This window comes from Corynebacterium camporealensis, from assembly GCF_000980815.1.
In the GTDB taxonomy this organism is placed as follows: Bacteria; Actinomycetota; Actinomycetes; order Mycobacteriales; family Mycobacteriaceae; genus Corynebacterium; species Corynebacterium camporealense.
On record NZ_CP011311.1, the window covers coordinates 1,083,432 to 1,101,800 of the forward strand.

Sequence of the window (18,369 nt, forward strand, 5' to 3'; positions counted from 1 at the left end):
CTGAATGAAATGTTAATCTCATTCCATGGTTGAGGTGAGTAAAAATGCACAGGCGCAGCAGGACCGGGCTGCGTTCATTGCTGCACTCGGATTTCCGGTCTTAGTGCTCATCGGTGGCGGGCTAGGCTTTTCCTTCACCGATGTAGCAGCGGCCATCGCACCCAGCGTGACCCCGCTGCTGGGTATGGTGATGTTTGCGATGGCGTTGACGCTGCGTCCGGTGGATTTTGCGCTCGTCGCAAAGCGCCCGCTCCCAGTGCTCATTGGTGTGGTGGCGCAGTTCGTCATCATGCCGCTGCTGGCACTGCTCGTGGTCACTCTGCTGGACCTGCCGGCAGAAATCACGGTCGGCGTGATTCTGGTGGGTTGTGCACCAGGCGGTACGACCTCGAATGTGGTGGCGTACCTCTCGCGCGGTGACGTCGCGCTGTCGGTGTGCATGACCTCGATTTCGACGATTCTCGCACCGTTTATTACGCCCTTCCTCACGCTGTGGCTGGCTGGTGCCTACATGGAAATCGACGCCGCATCGATGATGTGGGACATCGTGTTGATGGTGCTCATCCCGGTGATTGGCGGTCTGGTCTTCCGTACGCTGCTGCCGCGTTTCGTGGATAAAATTCTGCCTATCCTGCCGTGGATTTCGGTGGTGGCAATTTCCACCATCGTCGGCATTGTGGTTGGCGGTGCGCGTGACAGCATCGCGATTGCTGGTGCACTGGTGTTGGCAGCGGTGGCCCTGCACAACGGTCTGGGTTACCTGCTGGGCTACATTACCGGTCTCGTCTTCAAGCAGCCGGTGCCGGTGCGCCGCACCATTGCTGTCGAGGTCGGCATGCAGAACTCCGGTCTGGCAACCGCACTTGCGACGACCCACCTGAACCCACTGGCAGCCCTGCCGGGCGCACTGTTCTCGATTTGGCACTGCCTGTCTGGTGCTGTGCTGGCAGCAGGCTGTAGGTATGTGGACCGCAAGGCGGCAGAGCGGGCATCGTCAAGCACTGCTGAGCAGGGCGAAGAACTGCCCACCGCCTAGGTGGGTGGCACGTTGCCCCAGGGACAAAGCTACGTATTAAGATGGCACGCATGACTGCTGCGATTTATGACCTGATGGACTTTGATGAGGTCCTTGAAAAGTACGAGCCGGTGATGGGCATGGAGGTCCACGTCGAGCTGGACACCGAAACCAAGATGTTTTCGACCTCGCCGACGAACTTCAACGCAGCCCCGAACTCGAACGTGGACCCAGTCTCGCTGGGTCTGCCGGGTGCACTGCCGGTAGTAAATTCCAAAGGCGTGGAAGGCGCTATCAAAATCGGCCTGGCGCTGAACTGCTCCATTGCTGAATCTTCCCGCTTTGCGCGTAAGAATTACTTCTACCCGGACCAGCCGAAGAACTACCAGATTTCGCAGTACGACGAGCCGATTGCTTACGACGGCTACCTCGACGTTGTTCTGGAAGACGGCACCGAGTGGCGCGTGGAAATTGAGCGCGCCCACATGGAGGAAGACACCGGTAAGCTGGCCCACCTGGGTGGTGCCGATGGTCGTATTCACGGTGCAACTGCGTCACTGGTGGACTGCAACCGCGCTGGTATTCCGCTGATTGAAATTGTTACCAAGCCGATTATCGGCGCTGGTGAGCGCGCACCGGAGGTCGCCAAGGCTTATGTCTCCGCACTGCGTGAGCTGGTCGCAGCACTCGGTGTTTCCGATGCCCGCATGGACCAGGGTTCGATGCGTGTGGACTCCAACGTCTCGCTGCGCCCGATTGGTCAGGAAGAATTCGGCACCCGTACCGAGACCAAGAACATTAACTCTCTGCGCTCTGTTGAGCAGGCCGTGCGCTTTGAGATGCAGCGCCAGGCGCAGGTCATCGAAGACGGTGGCGAGATTGTCCAGGAGACCCGCCATTACCAGGAGACCGACGGTTCGACCTCCAAGGGTCGTCCGAAGGAGACCGCTGAGGATTACCGTTACTTCAACGACCCGGACCTGCCGCCGGTTATCGCACCGCGCGAGTGGGTTGAGGAAATCCGCCAGACCCTGCCGGAGATGCCGTGGATCCGTCGTGCCCGCATTCAGGAAGAGTGGGGCATTAAGGATAAGGAGATGCGCGACATCGTCAACGCGGGCGCGCTCGACTTGATCGTGGATACCGTTGAGGCAGGAGCGAAGCCTTCCGAGGCTCGTTCCTGGTGGGTGTCCTACCTTTCCGGTAAGGCTAACGAGCAGGGCGTGGAGCTGCGCGAGCTCGAGATCACTCCGGCACAGGTTGCCCGCATTGCCGAGCTGGTCGGCGAGGGCAAACTGACCACCAAGCTGGCTCGCCAGGCTGTCGACGGCGTGCTGGCCGGCGAAGGCGATGTCGATGAAGTCGTGAAATCCCGTGGCCTGGAGGTCGTGCGTGACGACGGCGCCATCGAGAAGGCTGTCGATGATGCGCTGGCTGCGAACCCGGATATCGTCGAAAAGTACCGCGCAGGCAACAAGAAGGTCACCGGCGCTATCGTCGGTGCCGTCATGAAGGCCACCCAGGGCAAGGCTGACCCAGGTCAGGTCAACAAGCTGATTGCCAAGAAGCTCAGCGAGTAAGTCGCACAGAAGTGAGAACGCCGCTTATGGAAGAAATTTCCATTAAGCGGCGTTATTGCTATCACGCGTAGAATCTGCGGCATGCCAATTAGTACTAAAGTTCTTCGCAAGACCGGACCGACTGAGCCTTTCGAGGTTGCCACGATTGAGCGCCGCGACCCGCGTGCTGATGATGTGGTCATCGATATTAAGGCAGCCGGTATCTGTCACTCCGATATCCACACCATCCGCAATGAGTGGGGTGAGGCGCACTTCCCACTGACCGTGGGACATGAGATCGCCGGTGTGGTGGAAGCCGTGGGCGATGAGGTCACCGAATTCAAGGTCGGCGACCGCGTCGGTGTCGGCTGCATGGTTAATTCCTGCGGTGAATGCGAGCAGTGCCGCAACGGCCAGGAGCAGGACTGCCTCAATGGCAACGTCGGCACGTACAACTCCCCGGACGTGGACGGCACCATTACCCAGGGTGGTTATGCGCAAAAGGTCGTGGTGAATAAGAATTTCGTCTTGCGCATTCCAGAAGGCATCGACTTTGATGTTGCCGCACCGCTGCTGTGTGCCGGTATTACTACGTATGTCCCACTGGCGCGCTGGGATGTCAAGGAAGGCGACAAGGTTGCCGTCGTTGGTCTGGGCGGTCTGGGACACATGGGCGTGCAGATTGCTGCGGCCAAGGGCGCTGAGGTGACCGTGCTGTCGCGTTCGATGCGCAAGGCTGATGAAGCCAAGAAGCTTGGCGCGGACCGCACGCTGGCAACCGCGGAGGACCCGGACTTCTTTAAGAACCACCGCGGTGAATTCGACTTCATCTTGTCGACGATTTCTGCCAGCTACGACTTAGGCGATTACTTGAAGCTGCTCAAGCCGCGCGGCGTGATGTCGGTGGTTGGCCTACCGCCAGAGCAGATGGGCATCTACATGCGCCACCTGGTTGGCGGTGGCAAGGTGCTTACCGGCAGCAACATCGGCGGTATCCGTGAAACCCAGGAAATGTTGGACTTCTGTGCTAAGCACAAGATCGGCGCCGTCATTGAAAAGATTGGCGTCGACGACGTTGATGAAGCATACGACCGCGTGGTCGAAGGTGATGTTCGCTTCCGATTTGTTATTGACACCGAAACCTTCGATAAGCATAACAGATAGCCTACGGACTCTCTTAGCCCTCCTTGCTTGTGATGTGAATGCAAGGAGGACTTAAGTGTGAGTGGAGTAGCGCTAAGCCAATTCGGTAATGGGCGAGCATACGGCGTAACGTAGATAGAGGCGCGTGTCTAAAACGACGTTGAAACGACTACAGCACGCTAAAACTGTTTCCTCGACGATAGGTTACTGTGTCTACAAAAAATATTATTGGTATTTCGCTATCCTTCGTGGGCCTTCTGGTCGGCGCGGGCTTTGCCACCGGCCAGGAGGTTGTTCAGTACTTCACTTCCTTCGGCGGCTGGGCAATTCCAGGCATCATCGTTGCCGCCATCGTGATGACGCTGGCCGGCACGGTCTTTTTGCAGCTCGGCAGCTACTTCCACGCCCGGGAACACAACCAGGTTTTCCGTTCAATTGCACACCCGGTTGTCTCTAAGTTGTTGGACATCGCGGTCATCCTGACCCTGTTCTGCATCGGCTTCGTGATGCTGGCAGGTGCTGGTTCCAACCTGGAGCAGCAGTTCGGTTGGCCGGCCTGGATTGGCTCGCTGGCCATGCTGATTCTGGTGATGCTGGCAGGCATGCTCGATGTGGATAAGGTCTCCAAGGTTATCGGTTACCTGACCCCGACCATCATCATCGCAGTGATCTTCGCTGCTATCTACACTGCATTCAACATGCCTGACGATGTCTCCGCCACCATGGAGGCATCCGCCCAGCTGGATTCCCCGATTGGCCACTGGCTGGTCTCCGCAGTGAACTACAACGGCCTGGCTTTGATGCTGGCTGTGTCCATGACCTTGGTCATCGGCGGCGACAACATCAGCCCGCGTGAAGCAGGCTGGGGCGGCATTGTCGGCGGCATCATCTACGCCATCATGATGGCGCTGGCAGGTTTTGCACTGCTGATGAACGCTGAGACCGTCGGTGATTCTGATATCCCGATGCTGGAGATGTTTAACGACATCAGCCCGATTCTGGGCTACATCATGGTGGTCGTCATCTTCCTGATGATTTTCAACACCGCCATCGGTATGTTCTATGCACTGGGCAAGCGCCTGTCTTCCGGTCATGAGGGTCGCTACAAGGTCATCTTCCTGACCGCCTGTGTACTGGGCTTTGGTGTCTCCTTCGTTGGCTTTACCACCCTGATGGAGTACGTCTACCCGGTTCTGGGCTATATGGGCATGGCAATGGTTGCCATCTTGGTCTTTGCCTGGTTACGCAGTACCTCTCAGATTCAGGATGAAGCTAAGCGTCGTGAGCGTATCCGCTCCCTGATGACGCTGAAGCTGCATCCAGAGATGCGTTACGACGAAGACCGTTACGACGACGAACTTGGCCAGCACATCGCTGACTCCAACATGGAGGATGAAGAGCTCTACGAGGATCTAAGCTCTGAGGTTGCTACCAAGCTGGACAAGGACGACGACGTCGACTTCAGCAAGGAAAAGCACGACAAGGACCACAATGATGCGTCCTACTACACCGAGCGTGACAACGTGAAGAAGGATCGTAGCCAGGAAGAAAGCCACGAGTGGATGGAAGAAAACGACGTCACTGGTGATCCGGAAAAGGATGACGAGGACGCCGACGGCAGCAAAGATGCTGCCGATAAGAAGTAAGTGAATTTCTTAGTGGAGCAATAGCTTGATGGTCAGGCCTGCCATGATGCAGCCGATACCGATGTTGATCCACTTCCACACAACTGGCTTGGCCAGGATGCGGGAATAACGAGCGGCACCATAGCCGACGGTGGGGAACCACACCGCGCTGGCCAGCACCGCGCCGGTGGCAAACAGCCACCGGCCTTGTTCTCCGTACTGGTTGGCAATACCACCCAGCATGACGAGAACATCCACATAAGCCCCCGGGTTCAACCAGGTAAGCGCCAAAGCCGTGAGCAACGGCTTGACCCAGCTGCGCTGCTTGATGCGTTGACGTACGGGGGCTTTCGTGATCACATTGCCCGAACCGTCGAATTCAGCGACCTGTTCTACTGGACGCGGTTCGGTGCTTTCCACTCCCAGGGATTGTCCGCCGGAGCGGGAGGCATCGCGAAAGCTTAGGAACGTGAAGTAAGCAAGATAAGCGGCACCGACGTATTTGAGGATGGTCAGTGCCGTCGGAAAGCGATCGACTAAGACGCCGACGCCGGCGGTACCGGCGAAGATCAAGATGACATCGGAAAGCAAGCAGACTGCAATCACCAAAGTGACATAGCTGCGGCGAATGCCCTGCTTTATGAGCATGACGTTTTGTGGACCAATGGCAACAATGAGGGAAAGACCCAGCGCGAATCCTGCAATCACAATCGACATAGCTTCTACTATGAACCCGATGCCCGATGAAGTCCATTTGATGATTCTTCATTTGGTTTAAAATTGCTTCATGAACCCTGTACACCTGGAAACTCTGCTCACGATTGTTGATGAAGGCAGCTTCGAAGTTGCCGCTGCGGTCCTGGGAATCTCACCTTCTGCTGTCAGTCAGCGCATCAAAGCGCTGGAATCGAAAACCGGCCGTGTCCTGCTACGCAGGGCTAGCCCTGTGACTGCCACTGAAGCCGGTGAGGTTCTCGTGCAGGCTGCGCGTCGTATGGCGTTGGTGCAAGCGGAAACGCTTGCGCAGTTGGGTGATAGTCTCACCCGTGTTCCGCTGACAATTGCGATTAACGACGACTCGTTGGCGACGTGGTTTAAGCCGGTGATTGCTGATATCGCAAAGCAACGCTCCGCCGCACTACGCATCCGCATTGAGGATGAAGCGCGTTCCCTAGCCCTGCTGCGCCGTGGTGACGTCCTGGGCGCGATTACGCGTGAAAGCACCCCGGTGGCAGGCTGTGAGTCCACCTTTGTCGGCACGATGCTTTATAAGGCAGTGGCCACACCAGACATTGCTGCGGCTTTTCATGCCGGTGAAAGCACCTGGGAAACGATGCCGCTGATTGGCTATGGTCCTAACGACCAGATTCTCGATGATGCGATTCGGGACCGCTTCGTCGACCCGCAAAGTGCACGTGCGCGTGTGTCGCAGATTCCGTCCTCGGAAGGTTATCTGGATGCCGTACGCGTCGGACTGGGGTGGGGACTAGTCTCCCAAGCCCAAGCCGGTGGGCTCATTGCGAGTGGCGAACTGGCAGTGCTCGATGAAAAACCACTGCGTATTGACCTGTATTGGCAGCGTTGGCAGCTGGAATCACCGATGTTAGGTCAGCTCACTGAGGCAGTTCTGCGTGCGGCGAAGACGCTCGCGCCGCGTTAGCGCTGGAAGGGCAGTGGGTTCTTGACCTCTTCGCCAGCCGGGATTGCGCCGGGCAGGGTAGTGCCTTCTGCAAAAGGCGTGCCACCGAAGCGGTCGCGGTCGTGCGGCTGTGCCAACCAATCCAGCGCAGGGCCGATGGGTACGACTTGGGTGGGATTAATCTCCTGGTGAGTGATGAAGTAGTGCTGCTTGATTTCTGCAAAGTCGGTGGTGTCACCGAAACCAGGCAGCTGGAAAAGCTCCTGGAGGTAACCGCGGATATTCGGTAGCTCCGCCATCTTGTGTCGCGAGCACTTGAAGTGCGAGTAGTAGACCGGGTCGAAACGAATCAGCGTGACAAACAAGCGGATATCGGTTTCCGTGATGTGCGGGCCGACCATGTAGCGCTGCTTGCCTAAGCGCTCTTCTACCCAGTCGAGGGCTTCCCAGAGTTCCTCATAGGCTTCGTCATAAGCATCTTGCGAACCGGCGAAACCGCAGCGGTACACGCCATTGTTGATGGCGCGGAAGATATAGGGGTTAATCTCATCGATCTCCTCGGCATACTCTGCCGGGTAGAGATTCGGTGCACCTTCACGGTGGAAGTCAGTCCATTCGGTGATGAAGTCGCGCACGATGGAAGGGAAGTCATTGGTGACTACGCGTACGGATGATTCCTCGACTAGTGCTGGCACCGTAATTCCGCGCGGGTAGTCGGGGTAGCGATTAAAGTACGCATCCTGCAAACGCTTAATGCCAAGCACCGGGTCAACCTCACCGGGGTCAAGATCAAAAGTCCAGGAACGCTTATCGTGTGTGGGACCAGCCAGTGCCAAGGAGACGGCGTCTTCCAGTCCTAATAAACGACGAGCAATCACCGCACGATGCGCCCACGGGCAGGCACGGGCGGCGGCTAAGCGGTAGCGGCCTGCCTCCATCGGCCACAGGTAGGTTCCATCAGGCTGCTCAGTCACGTCCGTTACCGACGGTGAGATTCGGTCGTTGATGTAGTCGGTATCGCGAACGAATTCGCCATCCGGGTCAGCGTTTTGGGGTGCACCTTCCCAGTCGGGATGTTCTGGGCTAACGGACACGGTGGCAATCCCCTCGCAAAGTAATCGAAATAGACGTTATCTGATATCCAAAACTACCAAGCTGCAAAAATTGGTGCCAAGTGTGCACCTTTTGGACTGTGTTGCACGCCGCGCCGAGTTCATTAGCGCAGCGTGGGACCAAAGTGACCTAGTTTGAAAGCATGAGCAAGCGAAATGTACCTGATAAAGCCACTGATTTTGATGATGAACTAGACGTTCCCACCTATCGTGGCGACGCTGCCACGCCGAAGGGGCGCGACACGGCAGGCACCGCTAAGGACAACAGCAACAACGAAACTGTCTCTTTTGCCAAGCCCTCCAAGGCCCGCAAGGTAGCCAAACCGGAATCTGCTAAGAAGGCAGACAAAGCCGCTGCCACGGGCAGCGTTGCCGAGGCGGACAAGGCCGACACCACGTCCGTTAAGAAGGCAGACAAAGCCGCTGCGGCGGGCACTGCTGCTAAGAAGGATAAGGCAGATCCGGCAGAGGCGAAGACCAGCATTTTCGAGCGTGCTGGACGTGCACAGCCGCAGGAGATTAAGCCCAGCGCACCAAAGCCAAGTGCAAAACCAGAACCGACCGAGGTCATGTCTGCTGGTTCGGATAACGCTCGGACCGAGCAGTACTCCGATGCACCGCAACGCGACTACGGTTCTGCGCAGACCACGCAATTCGACACCCCGAGCGACAACGCGGATGCTGACTTCGCACCGCGTGCGGGTGCGGCAACCGCCGGTGCCGCTACTGGCGGCGCTGCCGCGTATGCTTCCGCCGACGCCAACCGCGCACAGATGGATCCGGCCTACGCACAGGATCCAGCACTGCAAGACGAGCCGGTAGAAACCGAAGAAGAGCGCGAAGCACGCTTGGCGGAAGAACAGCGCCTGGCTGAAGAAAAGGAAGGCTACCGCAACTACGGTCGCCGCGGCACCTTGGACTTCGGCTTGCTGCTGGTACGCCTTGGCGCTGGTATTTACCTGTTGCTGGCCGGCCTGGCTACCTTCTTCACTCTCGGTGGTGGCGAAGGTGTTTCTGGTCTGGAAGCAGAGTTCGGCGCCTATGCCTGGGCAACACAGCTCGCCATCGCAGTACCAGTGATGCAGCTGGTCGCCGGTGCATTCCTTATCCTGGGTCTGCTAACCCCGGTCGCCGCCATGGTCGGCCTGGTCGTGACCGGCTTTACCGCACTGCACGAGCTCTTCATCTCCGGTGCAGGACTCGACATCTTCGCCTGGCCAGAAAGCGTCTGGCTCTCGGTTGTCCTCTTCGTTATCGCAGTAGCCCTGCAGTTTAGCGGCCCTGGCTTTATCGCACTGGACTTCAAACAGTCCTGGGCACGCCGCCCACTGGCCAGCTCCTGGATCTTCATCATCGTCGGTGTAGCCGTCCTAGTCGCCCTGTGGTGGTTCGGAGCAGCCGTTAACCCGCTTCCTTAAAAGCCTCGTCTCAAGACGAAGCCATAGGCAACGAAATTGCCTAACTAAGCCGCGCAGATTGCGCGGCTTTCTTCTTGCTCCCTTGATTTCCAGCCTGGAAACTGTATTGTTTTCCGTAGAGGAAACCACGCCGTGGCACGAGCTGGAGTAGGAGAGTATCGCCATGGACGAAGTAAATGAGGCCCTGCGCTTCCACCAGGATGTGCAGGCGCGTTCGCAGAAGGAAGTGCGTCGACCCCGCTGGTTGGTAGCTTTGATTGCAACCGTGTTTACGGTGTTGGTGGTGCTCACAACGTTTCAGCTCAGCACTGGGTGGCTGCTGCTGTGGATCATCGGCTTTGGTCTCTTCGCAATTGGGGTGGGGGTGTATGAGTCGCGTCGGATGAAGTCACGTCCGGCACTTCGCCAGGATCCTCGCGATGGGGACCCCAAGTTTTCCAGGAGGTACGTCGCTGCTTTAGCTGTGATGTTCTGGCCGATGGTGGCAGGGATCATTACGGATTTCGCTGATCCAGTGTGGTTGATAGCTGTGATCGCGGTGCTGTGCTTTGTGCATACGTACTGGGCTTTCGGTAGCGATGCGTTGTTGGGGCGAGCCTGATGGCTCAGTTAGATCCGATCATTCACCCACTACCGCGCTTCAAAATCTGTGCGGTGCTCAACGCCTATCACGCTGTGGGCGCAGGGGAGTCAGTGCGCCGTGAGATGCAGTTTGCGGTGCTGCGCAAGGAAGTAGACATGTCGGCAGCCTCGCTGTCGAAGCAGCTCAACGTCCTGGAAGACGCTGGCTACATCGAGCGCTTCCGCGAGTATGGATCCACCCGCAGCAAGGACAAAGTTTGGGTAATGCTCAGCGAGCAAGGTGTCAAGGCCTTTGAGGAACACCTAGCGGCACTCAAGGAAGCTGCCGGGGGCAGCTTCTAGCTGAAGCAGCACTGAGAGGCTGCTACATGGCATGCAGTATTAGGCCTTGGTCGCAGTTTCGGTCTTGGCAGCGGCGTTTTCATCGTTAAGCGCGACGCCTTCGGTGTTGGGTTTAGGGATAAACCGCAGGCAGAGGGCGAAGAGCGCGAAGGTGATGACTGCCAGCCAGACGAAATCGCTGACTAGGAACTTTTGGTAGCTTTCCAGGGTGAAGACGTCGATTTGGTCGCCGAACCACCACTTCGGTGGGGTGGTGACCAGCATGGCAGTCCAGGCGGTGAGTACGGCGAGCAGGGAACCGGCAATCCAGGTGTGGTGGCGCCAGGTCCAGGCGCGGTAGAAGAGCACTGGGATGATAAGGGCCAGCCAGACCCAGTGGTGCGACCAGGAGACCGGCGAGATCAGCAGCATGACGACGGCGGTGGTCAGTTGGGCATCGATAAGCATGTTACGCTTGAGTAGCGCCAGAATCAGCATGGAGCCCAGCACCACGGTGACCAGGGCAAGAATGATCCATGCGACGTTAATCCAGGTGCCGTAGTCCTCCATGGCCTCCTTAGAGGTGAACATGCGCTGGATTACGCCCTTGATGGAGGAGTTGGACTGATACTCGGTCGCCACGCCGATGTCGTCGCCGCGGCCCATGTTGAGCAGCTTTTCGGAGAAGAACTCCACGAAGGCCTGCCAGCGGAATGCGGCGGCCACCAGGGTTGCGGCGATAGCCGAGCCAATAGCGATGAGAATGGGCTTGATTTCCTTGCGCAGCAGGAAGTACAGCAGCATCGCCAGTGGGGTGATTTTGATGGCAGCAGCCAGGCCGATGAGCACGCCTTGGGGAAGGAAACGCTTGCGGGGGACGAGGTCTAGAACCACCAGCGCCATAATGACGATGTTGATCTGCGCAAAGCCATTGTTGAGGTGGATGGGCTCAAACAACATGGTGCCCGCCCACACCAGGGCAGTGGCAGGCAGCAGCCAGCGCTGATTCTTCATGATGGCGCGTAGGACGAAGTACAGGCAGACCAGCACCAAGAGATCGGAGAGCACGATCATGATGTCGCCGGCCATGTTGTGGTCCATCCAGTCAAAGGCCGTGAGCGGAACCATAATCAGTGCGCCGAAAGGAGGGTAGATAAACGGCAGTAAGATATCACCAGCCAGCATTGGCTCCGAGTAGACGGAGCGGCCATCGAGGAAAGCCTGCACACCCTCCCGGTAGACGACCATGTCGACAGGGAAGTCCGTAATCCGGGTATGGGAAATAACTCCCAGGAGTCCTAGAAGGAGCCCGGCGACAGTAAGAAGAATGCGTAGCGGCTGCGACTGCGTAGTTTTCATCGTTTCCATACTTTAAGGCATGGAGCTTAAAAACCCATGCAGCCCCTACCGGGAGAAATTCGGTAGAGGCTGTGAGTTGGGTTGACTAGCCCAAAAGTTAGTCAACGCTGCTTAGTGTGGCGTGGTGGAGCGACGCCTAGTTGACGTAGCCGTCGACGACGCGGACAGCACCGCGGTCAGCGGAGGTGGTCAGGGCGGCGTAGGCGCGCAGTGCCTTGGTGATCGGGCGGTTGCGCTCCTTCGGGGTCCAGGGCTTGTCGCGCTTGAGCTGCTCGGTGCGGCGCTCAGCGATGGTTTCGTCGCTAACATCCAGGCTTAATTCGCGGTTGCGGATGTCGATGCGGATGGTGTCGCCGTTTTCGACCAGGCCGATGAGACCGCCGTGGGCGGCCTCCGGGGAGATGTGGCCGATCGATAGGCCGGAGGTACCGCCGGAGAAGCGACCATCGGTAATCAAGGCACAAGCCTTGCCCAGGCCGGAGCCCTTGAGGAAGGAGGTCGGGTGCAGCATCTCCTGCATGCCCGGGCCGCCGGCGGGGCCTTCGTAGCGAATGACGATGACATCGCCCGGCTGGACTTCCTTGTTCAGAATGATGGAGACGGCTTCTTCCTGGGACTCGACCACGCGGGCTGGGCCGGAGAAGGTCCACAGGTTTTCTTCCACGCCGGCAGCCTTAACGATGGCGCCGTCCGGAGCCAGGTTGCCGCGCAGGACCACCAGGCCACCATCGGAGGAGAAAGCGTGTTCAGCAGAGTGGATGCAGCCGTTTTCCTGGTCGGTATCCAGTTCATCCCAGCGGTTGGACTGGGAGAAAGGCTCAGTGGTGCGCTTACCACCCGGGGCAGCGTAGAAGAGCTCGCGCGCCTCATCGGTGGTGTGGCCAGAACGGATATCCCAGTCGTCAAGCCACTGCTCAGCGTTGTCGTACAGCGCGGTGTGTACCTTCAGGTTGAGGTGGCCAGCGCGGCGCAGCTCACCCAGGATGGCCGGGATGCCACCGGCGCGGTGGACATCTTCGATGTGGTAGGTGCCATTCGGGGCAACCTTGGACAGGCATGGCACGCGGTAGGAGATTTCGTTGATGTCCTCCAGTGTGAAGTCAACCTCGCCTTCCTGGGCCGCAGCCAGGGTGTGCAGGATGGTATTGGTCGAACCACCCATGGCCATATCCAGTGCCATCGCGTTGGAGAACGCCTCCTTGGTTGCGATGGAACGCGGCAGCACGGCGTCGTCTTCTTCGCCGTAGTAGCGGCGGCACATATCGACGATGGTCTGACCAGCCTGGACGAACAGATCGCGGCGAGCGCTGTGGGTAGCCAGAGTGGTGCCGTTGCCCGGCAAGGCCAGGCCCATGGCCTCAGTCAGGCAGTTCATGGAGTTTGCGGTGAACATACCGGAGCAGGAACCACAGGTCGGGCAGGCAGACTCTTCGACGGTGAGCAGGTCTTCATCGGACACTGCATCGGAAGCCGACGCGGTAATTGCAGTAATCAGGTCAGTCGGGGCGTGGGCAACACCATCGACTACGACAGCCTTACCGGCCTCCATCGGACCACCGGAGACGAAGATGGTCGGGATGTTCAAACGCAGCGCAGCATTGAGCATGCCCGGGGTGATCTTGTCGCAGTTAGAGATACACACCAGGGCATCGGCGGTGTGCGCATTGGCCATGTACTCGATGGAATCGGAGATGATTTCACGCGAAGGCAGCGAGTACAGCATGCCGCCGTGGCCCATGGCGATGCCGTCATCGACAGCAATGGTGTTGAATTCCTTCGGCACGCCACCGGCTTCGCGGACGGCATCAGCAACGATGTCGCCTACATTCTTCAGGTGCACATGGCCCGGAACGAACTGGGTATAAGAGTTAGCGATAGCCACGATTGGCTTACCGAACTCATTTTCGCGGGTACCGGTTGCACGCCACAGGGCACGCGCACCGGATGCCTGACGGCCAACGGTAGTGACTTTAGAACGCAGTGGGTACATGGTGGTTATTCCTTAGAGTCGGTGGGTTTAGGGGCCTTGCTTTCCGATGCCGGCTTGTCCTGCTGGGCAGCGAGCTCCGGGTGCTCCTGGAGATACTCTTCGTATTCTTCCTTGGTCAGCAGAATCTGCTGGCCATCGCGGTGAATGATGGCGACCTTGTCATCGGCAGCTTCCTGACCTGCAGTCAAAGCATCCGGAATGCGGCCGCGGGAGGCGCCTTCCAGACGAGGAAGGCTGTTAAAGGTCACGCCGGGAAGCTTGAATTCCTCGCCGGACTGGGTCCGGGCGAAGGCGTGGGCCTTGCGGAAACCGATGCCCGCAAGGTCTTTCCAGGCGATGGACTTGTTGCCGCGGAAGGCATATGTAATGGCAATGCCTTCCTCACTAACGCGGGTGCGGGCTTTGAGCACCCACCACACTGCAAGAACCGGAATGATGAGCAGCCACACCAGATATTGCGGTGCCCAGCCCACCATCAACAACACGATGGCAGAAAGCAGCGCAATGGCCAGGATATGGTCACGGGCGGGCTTGAAAACCTCAGTCTCGATTGCATTTCCAGCCGGGGTAGCGGCTGTGTTCTTGGCGGACTTAGAGGAACGAGGTGACGTCATGACGGCAATGTTAATGGAAGTACTTCAGCTACTGCGAACCGCCCCACCACCGACATTTCATTATTTGAGATCAATATCCCAAAAATGGGGGTGTAATGTCGCGCGCTCTTTTCTGTCAGTGTATAGTTCGTCTCATGATCATTATTCGACTTCAGCTTCCGGTAGTAGTAGCGCGGCGCTTGCCGTAGCGACACCCCAGTTGTTGTCGATATTGCAAGCGCCCTCGCTCAGCTTCTACCCAAGCTGAGACGGGGGCTTTGCTATATGCGATTACCCATTGCATGCCTGATCTGGTCCCACCACCCCCGGGATCGAAGTAAAAGTTAAGTGATTTACCCCAAGGAGCAACCACCGTGGCAGCACCTTCACAGCCCACACCGGCTTCGGTGGCCCCTGCGAAAAAGCAGGGCCCTGAGCGCATGACCGGCGCAGAAGCAATTGTTCGCACCCTCGAAGACCTTGGTACCGACTTGGTATTCGGCATTCCGGGCGGCGCAGTGCTCCCGCTTTATGACGCACTGCATGAGTCCGACAAGCTGCGCCACGTGCTCACCCGCCACGAGCAGGGTGCTGGCCACGCGGCTGAGGGTTACGCCCTCGCCTCCGGAAAGGTAGGCGTGTGCATCGCGACCTCCGGTCCGGGCGCAACCAACCTGGTGACCCCGTTGGCCGATGCCAACCTGGATTCTGTTCCGGTCGTCGCCATTACCGGCCAGGTGGGCCGTAGCCTCTTGGGCACTGACGCCTTCCAGGAAGCAGATATCCGCGGCGTGACGATGCCGATTACTAAGCACAACTACATCGTCACTGACCCGAATGACATCCCGGGCGCGATTGCTGCGGCATTCCACCTGGCCTCGACTGGCCGTCCGGGCCCAGTCTTGGTGGATATTCCGAAAGACGTGCAGAACTCCACGCTGGAGTATCACTTCCCGCCAAAGCTGAACCTGCCAGGTTACAAGCCGACGACCACCCCGCATCGTCGTCAGATCAACCAGGCAGTCAAGCTGATTGCTAAATCCAAGAAGCCAGTTCTCTACGTGGGCGGCGGCGTTATCAAGGCCAACGCACACCGCGAGTTGCTGGAATTTGCTGAGTACACCGGCATCCCAGTGGTCACCACCCTCATGGCCCTGGGCGCTTTCCCAGAATCTCACCCACAGTTCATGGGTATGCCAGGTATGCACGGCACCGTCCCGGCAGTGGCTGCACTGCAGCGCGCGGACCTCATTATTGCTGTGGGCGCGCGTTTCGATGACCGCGTCACCGGTGACACCGAGACCTTCGCGCCGAAGGCTAAGGTCATCCACGCCGATGTCGACCCGGCAGAAATCGGCAAGATTCGCGAAGTCAATGTCCCTATCGTCGGCGATGCACGCGAGGTGCTGCTGCAGCTGACCAAGAACTACGAGCGCAACTCCGATCTCAACCCGCCGCGTCTCGATGACTGGATGCACTACCTGGGCGACCTGCAGGATCGTTTCCCGCGGGGCTACACGCCTACCGATGACGGCCTGCTCAACCCGCAGTTCGTGCTGGAAAAGCTCAGCGAAACCGTCGGCCCGGATGCCATCTACTGTGCAGGCGTGGGCCAGCACCAGATGTGGTCTGCACAGTTCATTGACTTTGAAAAGCCACGTTCCTGGATCAACTCCGGCGGTGCCGGCACCATGGGCTATGCCGTTCCGGCAGCACTCGGTGCCAAGGCTGCGATGCCGGACAAGGAAGTCTGGGCCATCGACGGCGATGGTTGCTTCCAGATGACCAACCAGGAGCTGACTACTGCTGCACTCGAAGGCTTCCCGTTCAAGGTTGCTGTCATTAACAACGGCAACCTGGGCATGGTTCGCCAGTGGCAGACCCTGTTCTTCGACAAGCACTACTCGAATACCAAGCTGCGCGAGAAGGACGTCTTCGTTCCGGACTTCGTTGGCCTGGCAGAAGCACTCGGCTGTGAAGCCATCCGCGTGCGCACCGAGGAAGAAGTCGTACCGGCTATTGAGCGTGCCCGCGAAATCAACGACCGCCCAGTTGTCATCGACTTCATCGTCGATGAGGACGCACAGGTGTGGCCGATGATTGGCGGCGGCGCCTCCAATGAGGAAATCCAGTACGCACTGGGTCTGCGCCCGCTTTTCGACGAATCCGAGTCCGCAGCCGAAGAACCGGCTGAAATCCACGATGCCATCGAGGAGGCCTAAAACAATGGCTGAGCAAGAAATCACCCGCCACACGCTTTCTGTACTCGTCGAGGACATCGAGGGCATCATCTCCCGCGTGGCCGGTATGTTTACCCGCCGCGGCTACAACCTTATTTCTCTGGTGTCCGCACGCACTGAGGTCAAAGGTATTAACCGCCTGACCATCGTCATCGACGCTTCTGACGTCATCATCGAGCAGGTCACCAAGCAGCTCAACAAGATCATCCCGGTCATCAAGGTCGTCGAGCTGGATGAAAGCACCACTGTCGCCCGCGCGATTATGTTGGTGAAGGTGGCAGCTGACAACAGCAACCGCCCGCAGGTTGTCGATGCCGTCAACATCTTCCGTGCCCGCATCGTCGATGTGGCACAAGAATCCGTGGTGGTGGAGGCCACCGGTACGCCGGGCAAGCTCAAGGCTTTGCTAGCAGTGCTGGAACCCTTCGGCATCAAGGAACTGGTCCAGTCTGGCCACGTCGCGTTGGCGCGCGGTCCGAAGTCCATGGCACCGACCAAATAAATCTCACAATGTGAACGTTTCATCTCGCACTGTGGTATAACTGAAGGTATAACTGCAGATTCAATCTCAACGTTCCATCCCAACTTGTTAAAGAGGAGAACACAATGGCAATCGAGACTTTCTACGATGACGACGCCGACCTGTCCATCATCCAGGGCCGCAAGGTAGCCATCGTCGGCTACGGCTCCCAGGGCCACGCTCACGCACAGAACCTGCGTGACTCCGGTGTGGAGGTCGTCATCGGCCTGCGCGAGGGTTCCAAGTCTGCTGCTAAGGCAGAAGAGGCTGGCTTCGACGTCAAGACCGTTGCTGATGCTGCTGCATGGGCTGACGTCGTTATGGTGCTGGCACCGGATACCTCCCAGAAGGAAATCTTCGAAAAGCACATCGCTCCGAACCTGGAGGACGGCAACGCTCTGTTCTTCGGCCACGGCCTGAACATCCACTTCAAGCTCATCGAGCCGGCTGAGAACATCACCGTCGGTATGGTTGCTCCGAAGGGCCCGGGCCACCTGGTTCGCCGCCAGTTCGTTGACGGCAAGGGCGTTCCGTGCCTGATCGCTGTTGAGCAGGATCCGAAGAACGAGGGCCACGACCTGGCTCTGTCTTACGCTGCAGCCATCGGCGGCGCACGCGCCGGCGTTATCCCGACCACCTTCGAGGCTGAGACCGTCACCGACCTCTTCGGTGAGCAGGCTGTCCTGTGTGGTGGTACCGAGTTCCTGGTCAAGACCGGCTTTGAGGTTCTGGTTGAGGCTGGCTACGAGCCAGAGATGGCTTACTTCGAGTGCCTGCACGAGCTCAAGCTCATCGTGGACCTGATGTTCGAAGGCGGCATCGCCAACATGAACTACTCCGTGTCCGACACCGCAGAGTTCGGCGGCTACATCTCCGGCCCGCGCGTTATCGATGCTGACACCAAGAAGCGCATGAAGGACATCCTCTCCGACATCCAGGACGGCACCTTCACCAAGCGCCTCATCGCCAACGTCGAGGACGGCAACAAGGAGCTCGAGGGCCTGCGCGAGGACTTCGCCAAGCACGAAATCGAGACCACCGGCTCCAAGCTGCGTGACCTGATGAGCTGGGTTAAGAACCCGCTCGACCAGACCGCTTAATAAATAGCGGCGTAGGAGCGCCCAGCACCCCTACATCTCCTCAAGGTGGGCTCCCAACCGGGAGCCCACCTTTTTGCATGCCTAGACCTGCTTTCGTGAGAGAACTTTCATTTTCCCTGGGCCCAAGATGAAGAAGCTTTCATAGCGGAAAAT

The 18,369-nt window shown here is 58.3% G+C and carries 16 protein-coding genes; 11 read left to right on the forward strand and 5 right to left on the reverse strand.

What is annotated here, in order from left to right:
- The first annotated feature begins 25 nt into the window (after positions 1-25).
- The 4 genes from UL81_RS05095 (at position 26) to UL81_RS05110 (ending at position 5,363) form a co-directional block, all read left to right on the forward strand.
- Positions 26-1,036 (forward strand): bile acid:sodium symporter family protein, encoded by a 1,011-nt coding sequence (locus tag UL81_RS05095; protein WP_046453341.1) that lies wholly within the window; start codon positions 26-28, stop codon positions 1,034-1,036.
- A 41-nt stretch (positions 1,037-1,077) separates the two neighbouring features.
- On the forward strand, positions 1,078-2,595 hold the full coding sequence (gatB, locus tag UL81_RS05100) for an Asp-tRNA(Asn)/Glu-tRNA(Gln) amidotransferase subunit GatB (RefSeq protein WP_179944110.1): 1,518 nt from the start codon (positions 1,078-1,080) through the stop codon (positions 2,593-2,595).
- 81 nt (positions 2,596-2,676) lie between these two features.
- Positions 2,677-3,738, forward strand: coding sequence for an NAD(P)-dependent alcohol dehydrogenase (locus UL81_RS05105; RefSeq protein ID WP_035105597.1), 1,062 nt, complete (start codon positions 2,677-2,679; stop codon positions 3,736-3,738).
- Between the two features lie 188 nt (positions 3,739-3,926).
- On the forward strand, positions 3,927-5,363 hold the full coding sequence (locus UL81_RS05110) for a YkvI family membrane protein (RefSeq protein ID WP_046453342.1): 1,437 nt from the start codon (positions 3,927-3,929) through the stop codon (positions 5,361-5,363).
- A gap of 9 nt (positions 5,364-5,372) precedes the next feature.
- Here UL81_RS05110 and UL81_RS05115 read toward each other — a convergent pair whose 3' ends face one another.
- A complete protein-coding gene (locus tag UL81_RS05115; protein WP_035105596.1) occupies positions 5,373-6,059 on the reverse strand; it encodes a LysE/ArgO family amino acid transporter in 687 nt (228 codons plus the stop codon).
- 70 nt (positions 6,060-6,129) lie between these two features.
- Between UL81_RS05115 and UL81_RS05120 the strand changes: the two genes are divergently transcribed.
- On the forward strand, positions 6,130-7,002 hold the full coding sequence (locus tag UL81_RS05120) for a LysR family transcriptional regulator ArgP (RefSeq protein WP_046453343.1): 873 nt from the start codon (positions 6,130-6,132) through the stop codon (positions 7,000-7,002).
- On the opposite strand, the gene UL81_RS05125 is transcribed toward UL81_RS05120, so the two are convergent.
- Positions 6,999-8,075: a glutathione S-transferase family protein gene (locus tag UL81_RS05125; protein ID WP_035105594.1), complete on the reverse strand. Its 1,077-nt coding sequence runs from the start codon at positions 8,073-8,075 to the stop codon at positions 6,999-7,001. The two genes, UL81_RS05120 and UL81_RS05125, sit on opposite strands and share 4 nt — an antisense overlap.
- 161 nt (positions 8,076-8,236) lie before the next feature.
- Between UL81_RS05125 and UL81_RS05130 the strand changes: the two genes are divergently transcribed.
- The 3 genes from UL81_RS05130 to UL81_RS05140 all read left to right on the forward strand — a co-directional run bounded on the left by UL81_RS05130 (position 8,237) and on the right by UL81_RS05140 (position 10,435).
- Positions 8,237-9,511, forward strand: coding sequence for a DoxX family protein (locus tag UL81_RS05130; RefSeq protein ID WP_046453345.1), 1,275 nt, complete (start codon positions 8,237-8,239; stop codon positions 9,509-9,511).
- Between the two features lie 163 nt (positions 9,512-9,674).
- Positions 9,675-10,112, forward strand: coding sequence for a hypothetical protein (locus UL81_RS05135; RefSeq protein ID WP_035105593.1), 438 nt, complete (start codon positions 9,675-9,677; stop codon positions 10,110-10,112).
- On the forward strand, positions 10,112-10,435 hold the full coding sequence (locus UL81_RS05140; RefSeq protein ID WP_035105592.1) for a transcriptional regulator: 324 nt from the start codon (positions 10,112-10,114) through the stop codon (positions 10,433-10,435). Before UL81_RS05135 ends, UL81_RS05140 begins: the two co-directional genes overlap by 1 nt.
- A gap of 39 nt (positions 10,436-10,474) precedes the next feature.
- On the opposite strand, the gene UL81_RS05145 is transcribed toward UL81_RS05140, so the two are convergent.
- The 3 genes from UL81_RS05145 to UL81_RS05155 form a co-directional block, all read right to left on the reverse strand.
- Positions 10,475-11,773 carry a glycosyltransferase family 87 protein gene (locus tag UL81_RS05145; protein ID WP_046453346.1) on the reverse strand — a complete coding sequence of 433 codons (1,299 nt, stop codon included), beginning with the start codon at positions 11,771-11,773 and terminating at the stop codon, positions 10,475-10,477.
- A 136-nt stretch (positions 11,774-11,909) separates the two neighbouring features.
- Positions 11,910-13,763 carry a dihydroxy-acid dehydratase gene (gene ilvD / locus UL81_RS05150; protein WP_035105590.1) on the reverse strand — a complete coding sequence of 618 codons (1,854 nt, stop codon included), beginning with the start codon at positions 13,761-13,763 and terminating at the stop codon, positions 11,910-11,912.
- 5 nt (positions 13,764-13,768) lie between these two features.
- Complete coding sequence (locus UL81_RS05155; protein WP_046453347.1) at positions 13,769-14,377, reverse strand: PH domain-containing protein; 609 nt, start codon at positions 14,375-14,377, stop codon at positions 13,769-13,771.
- 353 nt (positions 14,378-14,730) lie between these two features.
- Between UL81_RS05155 and UL81_RS05160 the strand changes: the two genes are divergently transcribed.
- The 3 genes from UL81_RS05160 (at position 14,731) to ilvC (ending at position 18,216) form a co-directional block, all read left to right on the forward strand.
- Entirely contained in the window at positions 14,731-16,578 is a 1,848-nt protein-coding gene (locus tag UL81_RS05160) for an acetolactate synthase large subunit (RefSeq protein ID WP_082099178.1), read from the forward strand.
- A gap of 4 nt (positions 16,579-16,582) precedes the next feature.
- Entirely contained in the window at positions 16,583-17,098 is a 516-nt protein-coding gene (ilvN, locus tag UL81_RS05165) for an acetolactate synthase small subunit (RefSeq protein ID WP_035105589.1), read from the forward strand.
- A gap of 104 nt (positions 17,099-17,202) precedes the next feature.
- The gene (ilvC, locus tag UL81_RS05170; RefSeq protein WP_035105588.1) at positions 17,203-18,216 is read left to right on the forward strand and encodes a ketol-acid reductoisomerase; all 1,014 of its coding nucleotides are present in this window, start codon (positions 17,203-17,205) and stop codon (positions 18,214-18,216) included.
- Positions 18,217-18,369 lie beyond the last annotated feature (153 nt).